Source organism: Paenibacillus pectinilyticus, assembly GCF_001700435.1.
GTDB classification, from domain to species: domain Bacteria; phylum Bacillota; class Bacilli; order Paenibacillales; family NBRC-103111; genus Paenibacillus_E; species Paenibacillus_E pectinilyticus.
The window spans coordinates 1-13,221 of the sequence record NZ_LYPC01000026.1 but is presented as its reverse complement, the minus strand read 5'-3'; the positions used below and the strand labels follow the sequence as shown (position 1 = coordinate 13,221).

At 43.0% G+C, this 13,221-nt stretch carries 11 protein-coding genes, 2 tRNA genes and 1 riboswitch; of the genes, 5 read left to right on the top strand and 8 right to left on the bottom strand.

The genetic code is table 11. The features are described from left to right. Positions 1-15 precede the first annotated feature (15 nt). From A8709_RS20760 to A8709_RS20750, 3 genes are all read right to left on the bottom strand, one after another. A complete protein-coding gene (locus A8709_RS20760; RefSeq protein WP_167357140.1) occupies positions 16-843 on the bottom strand; it encodes a polysaccharide deacetylase family protein in 828 nt (275 codons plus the stop codon). A 663-nt stretch (positions 844-1,506) separates the two neighbouring features. Next, entirely contained in the window at positions 1,507-2,346 is an 840-nt protein-coding gene (locus tag A8709_RS20755; protein WP_065854710.1) for an MBL fold metallo-hydrolase, read from the bottom strand. A gap of 5 nt (positions 2,347-2,351) precedes the next feature. Continuing rightward, positions 2,352-3,332 carry an ABC transporter substrate-binding protein gene (locus tag A8709_RS20750; RefSeq protein ID WP_065854708.1) on the bottom strand — a complete coding sequence of 327 codons (981 nt, stop codon included), beginning with the start codon at positions 3,330-3,332 and terminating at the stop codon, positions 2,352-2,354. A gap of 58 nt (positions 3,333-3,390) precedes the next feature. Further along, positions 3,391-3,491, bottom strand: a riboswitch (guanidine-I (ykkC/yxkD leader). 187 nt (positions 3,492-3,678) lie between these two features. On the opposite strand from A8709_RS20750, the gene A8709_RS20745 reads away from it, so the two are divergent. Next, a complete protein-coding gene (locus A8709_RS20745) occupies positions 3,679-4,254 on the top strand; it encodes a cysteine hydrolase family protein (RefSeq protein WP_065854706.1) in 576 nt (191 codons plus the stop codon). Between the two features lie 26 nt (positions 4,255-4,280). On the opposite strand, the gene A8709_RS20740 is transcribed toward A8709_RS20745, so the two are convergent. Genes A8709_RS20740 through A8709_RS20730 form a run of 3 tightly spaced genes read right to left on the bottom strand, consistent with a single transcriptional unit; the run spans position 4,281 to position 8,095 of the window. Continuing rightward, positions 4,281-4,682: a glycoside hydrolase family protein gene (locus A8709_RS20740; protein WP_065854704.1), complete on the bottom strand. Its 402-nt coding sequence runs from the start codon at positions 4,680-4,682 to the stop codon at positions 4,281-4,283. Between the two features lie 16 nt (positions 4,683-4,698). After that, positions 4,699-6,336: a response regulator gene (locus tag A8709_RS20735; protein WP_065854702.1), complete on the bottom strand. Its 1,638-nt coding sequence runs from the start codon at positions 6,334-6,336 to the stop codon at positions 4,699-4,701. After that, complete coding sequence (locus tag A8709_RS20730; RefSeq protein ID WP_167357138.1) at positions 6,311-8,095, bottom strand: sensor histidine kinase; 1,785 nt, start codon at positions 8,093-8,095, stop codon at positions 6,311-6,313. The genes A8709_RS20735 and A8709_RS20730 overlap by 26 nt, the downstream gene beginning before the upstream one ends. A gap of 207 nt (positions 8,096-8,302) precedes the next feature. Here A8709_RS20730 and A8709_RS20725 point away from each other — a divergent pair, with 207 nt between their 5' ends. The 4 genes from A8709_RS20725 (at position 8,303) to A8709_RS20710 (ending at position 12,603) form a co-directional block, all read left to right on the top strand. Then, positions 8,303-9,736, top strand: coding sequence for an ABC transporter substrate-binding protein (locus A8709_RS20725; protein ID WP_208607720.1), 1,434 nt, complete (start codon positions 8,303-8,305; stop codon positions 9,734-9,736). Between the two features lie 67 nt (positions 9,737-9,803). After that, positions 9,804-10,745, top strand: a complete 942-nt coding sequence (locus A8709_RS20720; RefSeq protein ID WP_084225226.1) for a carbohydrate ABC transporter permease — start codon at positions 9,804-9,806, stop codon at positions 10,743-10,745. A gap of 14 nt (positions 10,746-10,759) precedes the next feature. Next, positions 10,760-11,611 (top strand): carbohydrate ABC transporter permease, encoded by an 852-nt coding sequence (locus A8709_RS20715; protein ID WP_208607719.1) that lies wholly within the window; start codon positions 10,760-10,762, stop codon positions 11,609-11,611. A gap of 62 nt (positions 11,612-11,673) precedes the next feature. Continuing rightward, on the top strand, positions 11,674-12,603 hold the full coding sequence (locus A8709_RS20710) for a dihydrodipicolinate synthase family protein (protein WP_065854699.1): 930 nt from the start codon (positions 11,674-11,676) through the stop codon (positions 12,601-12,603). A gap of 362 nt (positions 12,604-12,965) precedes the next feature. Here the strand turns inward: A8709_RS20710 and A8709_RS20705 are convergent. Both A8709_RS20705 and A8709_RS20700 read right to left on the bottom strand, forming a co-directional pair. Next, a tRNA-Gln gene (locus A8709_RS20705) sits at positions 12,966-13,040 on the bottom strand. Positions 13,041-13,051: 11 nt separating this feature from the next. After that, positions 13,052-13,126: transfer RNA gene (locus tag A8709_RS20700), tRNA-Glu, on the bottom strand. Between the last annotated feature and the right edge of the window lie 95 nt (positions 13,127-13,221).

Sequence of the window (13,221 nt, the reverse complement as noted above, 5' to 3'; positions counted from 1 at the left end):
CGACCTGTCCTTTCTTTAGTGTGTAACCGTGACTAAGGTATACCCTTTGCTTCGAATCCCTTTAATAATACCTGGTAAAGCCGCGATGGTAGAGGGATGATCGTGCATCACGATGATGCTCCCCGATTCCACTTGAGCTAACACACTCTTCACGACTTGGGAAGGATCGTTTGTCGCCCAATCTTGCGGATCTTCATTCCACAGCACCATTTGCATATGATGTTCTTCCGTTACTAGCTTAGTATCATTGTTATAAGCACCATAAGGCGGTCGAAATAACGTGACTGGCTGCTTATCCAATTTGACTAGTTTACTTAAACCGCTGTTAAATTCAAGGTTCTGTGCATCGTAGGTCATTTGCGTCATCTGAGGATGCGTATCCGAATGATAACCGATTTCATGACCGTCATACACAGCCTCTGTTACAGACTGTGGGAAAGCGGCAGCGTTTTGTCCAAGGAAGAAAAAAGTAACGTGCGTGTTCTGCTCCCTCAGAACTTTGAGAAGCTCTGCAGTGTATTTCGTTGGTCCATCATCGATCGTTATCGCTACCTTACCTTTGCCAACTGAATAAATAGGCTTTAACTCTGACTTCTTCGTCTGTTTCTTCGATTCTGCAACCACTGCCTCTTCCTTCGGCAACCCTGTCTCGAAACCGGCCGGTTCCTTCATTGGGCTAGCGGCAGGCGTACTGGAGGGTTGAACACTTTGGGATGGAACTGGACTAGCTGTTGCTGTTGGTTCAGGGGATACAGAAGGACTTTCTGTAACAAAGGTGTGGGGAACTTCCAACGTTGAATCCTGCTCACACCCTGTTAATAACATCATGATCATCGTACTCATTACTAAGCTGCGAGAGAGTTTCATTTCCTACCTACCCATACTATTTATCTATGGACTATAACATACTATCAATAAATATAATGCAAATTAGCGTTATCCGCCATTACTTCGTTCACATAACCTTTGATCTGTTGCAACTCGTCCCATTCGTCTAGTCAGCCGCCTATCAACTTCGGGATGTCGATGACAACTATAACATAGTAAAATTAAGCGCTCATAAAAGTTACATTAATTTTTAATTCGGAATGAGGGCAGAAACAAGAGTAAAACAAAAACAAAGCTATCTCTTAGGTCTTGTTAGACCTTTAGAGACAGCCTCGTTTGAGAGAGTACTAGCCGCTAGTCGAATAGGGAATCCTAGTGTGCTTATTGCTTCAGTAATCGTGGTTATTCGTGCGATAAGACCACAGCAAGTGCGTATTGCTCGCATGAGGTGTCATTTTGAGCCGATACTTGCCTGATAAGCAGTCCTAGCGTGCCTATTGCTTCAGCTCTCACGATTATTAATGCGATAAGACCACTGCGGGTGCGTATTGCTCGCAAGAAAAGTTAACTGCTCTAGAAGCAGTTAACTCTACCCATGGGACACCCTCTTCCCATTAGGAAATGCTTAAGTTGCCCACGAAACTGCGAAATAGACCGCTACCTCGACCAAGTAAAACTTTACTCCTCCGCTTGCATTAATTCTTTCCAGATCAATCTCAAGTTTCCGTCGTGGAAGTGGCGTATGCCCATCGCGACCGGACTGCCTTCGTAAGGAAAGTCCCGCCCGGCCTCCACGATTTGTTCGATGGACCATTCTTTGCGGATGCCTTCCTCCACAAACGCCCTTGCCCGAACGATATAATCTTCGGACACCTTGATGCGTCTCTGGATTTCAGCCGGGCCGACAGCGGCGGGCCCATGTTGCGTAATGACCGTTTGAATTCCGAAGGCTTCTATCATTTCTTGAAATTTGGTCAACGTTCGTTCATAGTCGCGAGATGAGGTAAAGATGAACGGAAACTCCACATCAGATAAATAATCCCCAACAATAGCAATATCGCCATAGATGGACACCAGTCCATCCCCTGTATGACCCTTTGCCTCGAAGAAGGCTAGCCCTGCGATTGAATCCCCATCGGTCACCCTGTAATCAATGGGTACGCGACGCATTTTGCCAATCCAAGGTCGATCCACGTAGAACTCGCTATCGAACATTTCGACTTTGTCGATCATCTTGCTCTCATTCGCCTCATCCCACGAATTCGAGACTACAATCTTGTAGCCCGCAAAATCATGCACACCGGCAATATGATCCCAATCCGAGTGTGTCAGAATGAGCCAGCGCTCCCGCTCCTGCGTTTCCAACCCCCGCGAATATTCGCGGATTTCTTCGATCTCGCTGGTGAAGTAGCACGGGTCGAAAACATACAGTGCCCGTTCATCTGCAAGGATGACGCTCTGCATTTTCTGAATATGACTCGAATGCACATAGACGCCTGGATAGAGTTCTTTGATCATCTTCATCACCCCTTATATAGGAAATTGCTGAGCAGTGAGGCGCCGTCAACATCCGTCTTAATCAAATCGCGTGCTTTGAAAAAGGTAGAGTACTCTCCCGCACGCTTCACTAAAGCGTCATGATTATCCGTCAACCACGCTTTTCCATCTTTTGATGTAACTAGCTTGACGCCCTCCATCATCGACTTTACGTCTTCTTTGGATGTCGACAGCTTGTCGGCTACAATTTGCGCGCCTTCGTCGGGATTACTGAAATAAAACTGCGTTCCTCTCTCGATCGCTTCCGCATATTTGCGAAGCGCATCCGGCTGCGCACCAATCAGCTTGGAGGAAGTCATATCTCCGTCAATAATCAAATCGGGCGCATCTTTGGTGGAATATATAATGTTGCCCCCTTTGGCCTTCGCTTCTGACAGATAAGGTTCCCAGGTCACCGCAACATCCACTTTACCTGTGAGGAACAAGGGCCCGGTTTGCTCAGGCGATGTATTCGTTATTTTGACATCGTCATCGGTAAGACCCGCCTGCTGAAGAGCATGGCTCAGTAGAAAATGATTAACCGAACCGATTGTAGCTGCCACCGTTTTTCCTTTCAGATCGGCAATTGAATTGATTCCGCTCTTGGTAACAATGCCATCGGCACCGTTCGATTGGTCGGAAATACGGAAGAACTTTAGGTCTTGCCCGGATTGCTCGTTGCTTTTGATCATCACAGCCGTATCAAACGTCGTACTGGAGATATCGACATTGCCGGTTAACAGCGCTTGTGCAGATTCCGTCGGGCTGGCAAACTCGGTGAGTTTCACATCAAGACCGGCATCCTTGAAATACCCCTTCTTATCTGCGATATACATGCCAGCCGAACCCACCCATAAATTATACCCGACGCGAAGCGAAACCTCTTTCTTCCCCGAAGATGAACAAGCCGTAACAGTAATCAACACGAGAGACATTGCCGTAAGCCACATTCCTTTTCTCCATTTCATTCAATCCGCCTCCTTAAATGTAAATAGAAAAAACCCGGGAGAGGAAGGGTGACCTTCCTTCTCCCGGGTTTTTATCCCTCCGTGTAGCCGATGTTCGCATCGACCGTTCTCTCTCGGTCCAGTCCTCGCGAAGCGAGCGGAACCCTAGAGAACATTGTGTCACTTATTATTACATGAAAAATCAGATATATCAATATAATTTTATTTTAATGTGAGGTTTATAGATATTTCATGGTTGATATCGCCTTTAACACTAAAACAACCATCTTAAATGTAATATTTATTGACATAATAATTTTGACAGTGATAAGATACTGCTAAAATTTACTTATAAAGGAGATCGCTTATGACTTCGATTCATGGGAACGTCGCACTGCTCATTATTGATGCGCAGAAGGGCTTTATGCCCGCCGTTTTTGACGCCAAAGACACCGTCTCTCGCATCCGCACACTGCTTGCCGCCGCACGCGAAGCTGGGATTCCAGTCATCCAATCCCAAGAGATGCATCGTAAAGAACGCGTAGACTTCGGCCGGGAACTCGACGGCTCTGAAGACATTCATTGTCTTGAAGGAACCTCCGACGTCGAGATCGTGGAGGAGCTGCAGCCGATCGAGGGTGAGTTCTCCATCATCAAACGCCGATACAGCTGCTTCTTCGCGACCGATCTCGATCTGCTGCTTAGAGGGCTGAATGTTCAAACACTAATCGTATGCGGTTTTCTGACCGACGTTTGTGTCCATTACACATGTGCGGACGCGCATCAGCACGACTATTACGTGAAGCTCGTGCAAGACGCCGTCAGCGGATCTTCGCGCGAAGCTCATGAGGCTTCTCTGAGCGCAATTCAATACCTTCAGGCAGAATCACTCGTGTATGCTGGCGAAATTGTCGAAATGCTCAAGAAACCAGCAAACGCGTAGGTTTGCTGGCTCTTTTTTTTATTAGCTTACGATTCATTCCGCTTCAAGGGAATGACCATATTCCATGTATTCGCAGCCTTGGTAAATTCACCAGGGCCGTCAGCTGTCGCAAAAAACATATGCGTGGGTTCGTTATTTTCAAATAAAATAAACGGCCTCTCCAGACTCCCCATGACCTGTTCCGTACCATCATCCCATTTGATACGCCGTGTATAGGACTTTTCCCCCTCCGAGGCCTCCCAATTCCCTCCGTCCTTCGACCTTGCGAGGATCCCGCCATGATATTCACCGCAGATGTTGCCAATCATATCTTTAGCGATCATTACATAGCCCGTCATATCCCATTCATATGCCACCCAAGCGGTTAGCCTGCCCCTGAAATTCAACCCAAACTGAAAGGAGCAATCAACCGTTTGCCCTTCCCGCATAATTCCACCGCATATTTTATGATTTCAAAAGCACCTTGCTCCTATATTGCTGCGGCGTTTCGCCCAAATACTTTTTGAAGGAATAACTAAAATACTGCGAGTTTTCATAGCCTAAATCTTCGGAAATATCCATGATCTTCATTTTCGTGTTTTCTAACATTTTTTTGGCATAATTCATCTTGGTTTCTATGATATATTCGTTAATTGTCTGCCCCGTCTCTCGCTTGAATACAGCACAAATATAGGTGGGAGACATGAACACTTCGCTGGCAATCTCGGCGAGTGCAATATTTTCTTTATAATACTGATTCACATACCGTTTGATCCGATCCACGATGGTATTATGCTTTTTGTTGTATTTCACACTATAATAGTCGGCAATGAAGAGCAGCATATGGCTGACATGCGGTTTAATTTCTGAGATGGACTCGCACCTCATGATGGACTGCAAGGAAACCATGTAGCAGGCGTTAACCTCTTCGACTTCACCTTCCGTTTCACAAATTTCACGGTACGCATCAATAATTAATTCAAGGAAGCGCCCTCGTATATATTCTTGGGAGAATTGATTGGCTTTAGAGAGCAGGGCGTAAAATTCCTCAAAGATTTTGATGACTTTTTGACTTTCACCCATTTTAATCTCACCTAACAAAAGCTTCTGCAGCTCATTCAACCTGGCATTGCTATTCATATCGCTGATTTTATCAATTGTGTTGGAGTCGATAATATCATTGATATGAATAATCGAATTATTACCTGTATAAAATTTGTAGGTAACCGCATTGCAAGCGCAATGATAAGACAGGTTCGCAGTTCTGATATTTACACAATTGCCAACACCAATCGAAAGTGAAATTCCCTCGAAATCAATGAGCAGTTGTTCCATGCCCTCAAAGATTTCATTCATTTTGTCTTCATAGCAGTACTCTGCGCTAAAAATAATGACAAACTCATTATCTTTCGTAGTGAAGCATGTTCCTGCATGAAAGTTATTTAAGGTCTGTTCAATGATATTTTTAATGGAAAAATTAAAAAACTGTACACGCTCAACGCCTTTGCTTTTCACCCGCTGTTCATACTCATCAATTTTGGCCACAGCAACCGTAATATCTTCTGTCATTTTAAATGGCAAATTGAAATACGCTAACCGCTCTTGGAGCTCATCGCTGCTGTGCATCCCATCCAGGACCAGATTGTTTAGAAACTTGTCTCGCATCAAGGACATGTTAGCTGAAAGCTGGGCGGTGAGGCGCTGAATAACCTGTTCACGGCCAAACTCCATTTCTATCGTATCTCGGGCTTTTTTGAGAACCGATATCACTTCTTTTAGCTGAATGGGCTTAAGGATGTAACCGGCCGCTTTAACATTTAATGCAATTCGGGCATAGTTAAAATCCTGCACACCGCTTATTAGAATGATTTTGGTTTGAATTTCTTGCTCCATCAGTTGCATGGCCACTTCTAAACCGTTGTAAAAAGGCATTTGTATATCCGTTACCAAAATATCCGGTTGATGTTCTAGACATAGCTCCAATGCCTTCCGGCCATGATCAGCTATGCCCACCACTTGCATCCCCAGATCATGCCAAGGGATGGAGTCATTCAAAATTTCCGTAACTATATAATCATCATCTGCCAGAACTACTGTTAGCATCGTTGTCCTCCGGAGTGTAATTCTTAGGAATAATAACCTCAACCGTAGTGCCTTCAGGCCAATTACGCGAATATCTAATCCCATACGATTCTCCAAAAATGCTTTGGAGCCGCAGATGGACATTCCTGATGGCAAAGGAGTGATCTTTCTGTTCAGCGGCTCGCAGTAACTGGTTAAGTTCTTCAACATTGGCACCTATACCATTATCTGTAATATAAACAATTATTTGGTCATCTACTTGTTTAGCGGAGATCGTAATCTCCAGTTCACCCTTCTCATGATGAAAACCGTGAACGATAGCATTTTCAACCAACGGCTGAATTACGAGTTTAACGATTCTACTTCTCCTGAATTCACTTGGCAAATCGATGACATAGCGTAATTTCGAACCAAACCGCATCGATTGAATCTCTAGATAGCTATGGGTATGATTGATTTCCTCTTCGAGCGTAATAATGGCGCGCCCTTTACTAAGAGAGTAGCGATAGAAATTAGCCAGTGATTTAATCATATTGCTAATAGCCGGCGTGTTATATTTGATGGCATACATATTAATCGAATCTAAGGTATTATACAGAAAGTGCGGGTTGATTTGAGCTTGCAGGAATCGGAGCTGCGCATCTTTGGCAAGCAGTTCAGCATTCTGCTTTTTCAGATCGCTAATGTACAGTTTCTCAATTAACGCTTTGATCTGACCGATCATTTGCTTGTATTGCCTGATTAAATACCCAAATTCATCTTTTTTATTATATTTAATGTTAATATCAAAATTATTCCCTTTGACTGTACGCATCGAGGCAACCAGCTTCGTAATGGGACTGGAGATATAACGGGAGAGAAAGAAAGCAGCTAAAAGCGCCGTAGTCATACAAATGATAAGGATAAGTACAACAATGCGCGTCAAACGAATTTGATCAGAATTCACTTCACGCAAGTTTGTTATGTTCACGATTCGCCAATCGATATTATCCATAATTTTTGAGGAGACAATGACTTTCCCTCCCTCTGAGTCCAGGATTTGTGAAGCACTGGAGTTCAAATTTAACGTCTGGATAAAACTTTCTTCACTTTTGGTCATAGCGTCGCTGCTCAAAATGACTTGATTATTGTGATCTAAAATACAGAGTTTGCTTTCCGCTGAAGGTTTGTAGTTGGCCAGCACACTATTAATGGATTTATTTTCCAATTCAATCTTAACTAGAGCCGCATATTCATATTTATCTGCATTCTTCAAGCTGAATATCCGTCTGGCCACCGTGATATGATCTTGATCAGGACGAGCATCGATGACAAAATTGCCGCTTTTGCTATTCACATACCATGGTTCATTTTCTATCTTTGAAATATCTTGAACTTTGGATGAAATATCATACTTCTGATATTCCGGCCTATTTACTAAATAAATTGTGGGAACAATAGCTGAAATGGGGGAAGCATAGTAGTTTGATAAATAATAACTGTCTAATGCGCGATCCAGCTTAATAATCTGTCTGATGTTATCCGACAAATCTTGGGTTGGACTCTCACCCAATACTTCTTGAATCATAGGGTTTAAAGAAATTAACGTTGTCATCTCATTAATAAATGCTAATCTTTCTTGAACAATTAACCGAGCAGAATCTAAGTTTTTCTCAATCAGTTCACTCATCTTTTTATTAATGATGCCAGTTGAACCCAGGTAAACAATTACCGTAATAATGACAGAGGGAACTAGGATCGATGCAAGGAAATACAACACTAATCGATTACGTATATTCATAAGTATTTGCCACTGTCGCAAGCCCCTTTCCGAGTCATCGTTAACCACTTTCAGTATACCAACAATACTAAAATCGCCACAAGACAGCACGACCAACTGCATAACATTTTTAACTTTTTCCCTCAAGTTTTTATATTTTATTGTGTTTATAAACTTGCTAACATAAATAACGAAAGCGCTTCACAAAAATTCAAAGGGGGATTTTAATTGAGAACAACCATTTCAAAATCGCAATACCGTCTCAGACTTGCAGGCTTGTGTGGCGTCATATTGACGACCGTCTTAGCTGGCTGCAGCAACAGTTCAAGCAGTGGCACCAGCAACTCCCCAAGCAGCAGTTCGGGAACGGCATCCAATACAAAAATGGAAACCGTACGTGTATGGACCAACGATGCGTCGTACAAACCCATTATGGACCCCATTGTTGATACTTACAACAAAGGACAGGGTTTAAAAGATGGGATCAATATCGAGTACAAAGTGTATGGAAGCAACTATGATGATGTATTGAAAGTAGCCTTAGCAGCGAATCAAGCGCCTGAGCTGTATAAATTTGTCGGCACCGTTAAGGAGCCATTTATCAAATCAGGCTGGATGCTTCCGATAGATGATCTGCCTGGCGGTAAAGAATTCCTGAGTACTTATAAGGATATTTTGATTAAAGGATATACGACGTTCAATGATAAATCCTATAGTGTTCCTTATAAAGTATTGACGACGAAGTTTATGTACAACAAAGATTTATTAAAAAAATCCGGATTTACTAAACCTCCTGCTACTTGGGATGAAGTCGTTGCCTATGCGAAGAAAATTACAGAAGACAATAAAGGCAGCGCTTACGGTTACGGCGTACACTTGAAAGATTCGGCTTCATCAGGTAAATGGTATTTTGCTTCCCAATTTGCAAGCTCGGTTGGTAATATGGGCTTTGACTTTGCAAACGGTAAGTTTGCCTTCACGGGATTAAAAGATAATATTCAAAAAATACTTCAAATGAAGGCAGATGGCAGTATATTCCCTGGCGGAGAAGGCATGGATAACGATTCACTGATGGCTCAATTTGCTGCAGGACGAATCGGGATGCTGCCCGGCGTGAATTGGGACGTCACCTCACTTGATAAGTTCTGGAAAGAAACGGGATCCAAATTTGAACTTGGTGTAACCGATACCCCTGTTCTTGATCCAGCGAATAAGTATAAAAATTATGCTCAAATTGCAGATGTGCTATGTATTGGACCTAGCGCGAAGAATATGCCTGAAAAAGCAATGAAAGTCTATGCATTATTCCACAGCGATGAAGTGTTGAAAGCGATTCAAAATAACGAGATCGATTTTATCGCCAGACAAGATATTCAAGCACAAGCGCCTTCGAGCTTTAAGAAAGCGGGAACTGCGGAATTTGGGAATACGTCCAATTCCTATTTCGCTCCAACCCCGCCTGACGGTGTCATTACAATTGAAGGCCAGCCATATCAAAATACCATCATTAACCTAATTGCCGGACCCGCAAATGCGGATGTGTCGAAAGTGCTTACCGATTTAACCAATCGTTATAACACGGCCCTGGATAAGGCAGTTGCAGGTGGATTAGACCTTAATTTGTATATCAACAAAAATTGGAACATCAAGTCGTCCAAATAAAAGCGTAAAAAAATTGAAAGTATGGTGAGGCCATACTTTCAATTTCAAGAAAGAAGGCATCGAACGTATGGATCATTCTCAACGTAAGCATACAACCAGAACGTATCTTAACCCCTATCGCAAAGATACCTTTCAAGCCTATCTCATGCTGACGCCGATGCTCATTGGATTTGGGTTGTTCACGATTTATCCGATGTTATGGCTCATTCAATGGTCTTGGTTTGACTACAACGGCATTTCATCTGCCAAGTTCATTGGGTTCGACAATTATATTCGCGCGTTTATGCGGGATAGCCTGTACTGGCAATCCTTATTGAATACCTGGATTATTGTTATCGCTAAATTTGTACTCGAAATTCCCTTAGCCTTGTTCCTGGCTGTTGTGCTGAACAGTAATAAAAAAGTGAATTCCTTTTTCCGAACCCTATTCTTCTCGCCAACCATCGTCAGTACAGCGATTGTCGGTATCGTCTTTTTCTTAATGTTTGAGCCTTTTCAAGGGGCTGTTAATCAGATGCTTAAATCGGCTAACATCATCTCTTCCCCCATCAATTGGTTTGGAGACAAATGGCTTGCTGATATTGTCATTGTTATCGCTAGTGTCTGGAAAGGTTTTGGCGTAAACATGATCTTCTTTCTCATGGGCCTTCAAAACATTCCTCAGGACATTTACGAATGTGCGGATATTGACGGGGTAACCAAATGGCAAAAATTCACCAAAGTTACCTTACCTATGCTCTCTTCTACAGGGAAAGTCGTCATGATGCTCTTCATCGTAAACAGTATCAAGATGTCCGATCTGATTCTAGTATTAACCAATGGTCAGCCAGGCGGCTCAACAGAGGTTGTGATGTCTTATACGTTTAAATTTTTCTTCTCATATGGTGCGGCAGATACGGTTAGCCAGTATGGGTATTCTTCAGCTCTGGCCGTTATTACAGCCATTATTCTATCTCTTGTGGTTGGTTTGTATATGAGACTAACCAAAAATGTCGGAGATCATTATTAAGGGGAAACCGAAGTATGAAAAGTATGAAAACTAGAAAAGCCATTGAGGCCATTCCACTATATTTTTTTCTGGTGCTGCTCGCCATTTTAGTTATATTCCCGATCTTCTATGTCATCATTAGTTCATTGAAGAACACAGCGAGTATACTAACTTCCACCTCCTTTTTTCCCGAGACGATTACACTCAAAAATTATGTAAGAGCTTGGAATTTATCCAATTTCAAGGTTTACGTGTGGAACAGCATTTATATGTGTACGTTCATCGTTATCGGAACTATTATCACTTCCATATCGGCAGGCTATGTATTCTCACGAGGACGATTTATAGGCAAACGCCCTTTACTTGCGCTCATTACCTTCTCTATGTTTATTTCGGCAGGCAGCTTATATCTCTATCCACAACTGAATATTGCGAAAATCCTGCATTTAAACAACTCGCTATGGGGAGTTATCATTATCTACATTTTTGGCATCAATGTGACGAATCTCTATCTTGCCAAAGGTTTCATTGATGGCATTCCGAAAGAGATTGACGAAGCAGCTAAAGTAGATGGCTGTAGTTTTTTCAGAATCTTTTACAACATCATTTTCCCACTAACGAAACCTCTAGTTGCGACAGTTGGCTTGTTGGCCTTTATGAATTCGTGGAACGATTACCTGTTGCCGATGGTCTTTACCTTGGGAAACCCCGACAAACAGCCTCTCGTTGTTGGGATTGTGTCCATGAAGACCTCCGGAGAATCCGTAACTTCCTGGGATCTGATGATGGCAGGAACCGTTATGTCGGTCGTGCCGATGTTAGTTGTGTTCATAGCACTCAACAAGTATTTTGTCACTGGACTCACAAGCGGTGCCATTAAAGGGTAAGTGCTGACTTTGTTATGTTAATTTTTAACATATAAACCAAATATAAGATTGGAGAGATCACAATGCAAAACAAACTAATGACAGGTGTTCTTCCTGCACTCGTTACACCGATGGACCATGAAGGGAATATTAGAACGGAGCTGGCCCCAGCTTTAATAGACATGTACGTCAACCAACAGGCAGATGGCTTGTACATGCTAGGTTGGACAGGTGAAGGCCAGTATCTAAGTGTGGAAAAAAGAAAGCAATGGGCCGAAGCGGTTCTAAAGGCTGCCCAGAACAAATTGCCCATTTTCGTTCACGTTGGGTACAATGAGAATTTACAAGATTCTATTGACCTTGCTGCCCATGCGGCTGAGCATGGCGCGTATGCCGTAGCGTCTGTTGGTATATCTGAACAAGCAACCCTGCAAGACAATGTCGATTACTTCAAGCGCATTTCCGCTGCCGCTCCGAACGTGCCCTTTTATATTTACTGGGTAGCTAACGGTAAAACATTAACAGGCGGACAGAACATTGATCCTGTGCTGCTTCTCGAGGCTATGAAAGAAGTGCCTACTTTCCGCGGCATTAAATTCACCGACAATAACTTTTATTATTTAGAAAGATTCAAAAAGCATCGTCCTGATCTTAACATTCTTACAGGGGCTGACGAACTGGCTATTTGTTCACAGCTCATGGGAGCCGATGGAAATATCGGAGCATTGCAAGCCGTGACTTGCTATCACCATAAAGTCATGATGGAAAAAATGAGCGCTGGCCTTTATGAAGAAGCACGTGCTCTTCAATATCGCGCCAATGAAGTCTCCGAAGCTTATGCCAAGGCTGAAATCGGAAATTTACCAGGTATCAAATTGTTGATCGAGCAAATATTCCACATTCCTGTTGGCTACTGCTCACCTACAGGTCCATTCGCAGGGGTCTATCACTCAAGTGATACGGCGAAAGATCTTATTGAGACTTTCAGGGCAAATGTTCTGTTTAGGGATTAATTAGGTATTCTTCATAAAATTAATTATATACAAACTAGACCGCATACCTTCCTGGTACGCGGTCTAGTTTATTTGCGGTAGAAACAAACATAATCATGATCGATAACTTGTTTATCGAATGTTTTTATACTTTTCGTCAGTTATGCATTTAACACAAGTAAATTAGCTTCATTGAGTGCTTCTGTGCCTCAGCATCCTGCAAGGAAACCGATAACAAATTATTCCCCTTAACAAAGAAAAGAATTTGGGTGCATAAAAAAAAGCCTTATATCAAGGCTTTCGATGTTGTAAGTAGCTGGGCGCTCCACCATGCTGAGCTAATGGCCCATATTTAGTGTATATAAACTGTTCGTAGGTATAGATGGCTGGGGATCAAGGATTTGAACCTTGGCATGACGGAGTCAAAGTCCGTTGCCTTACCGCTTGGCTAATCCCCATTAATGTAAAATGGTGACCCGTAGGGGACTCGACCCCCTGTTACCTCCGTGAAAGGGAGGTGTCTTAACCACTTGACCAACGGGCCAAACTTCAAAAAATACTGGCGGAGAGAGAGGGATTCGAACCCTCGCACCACTTACGCAGTCTAACCCCTTAGCAGAGGGTCCCCTTATAGCCACT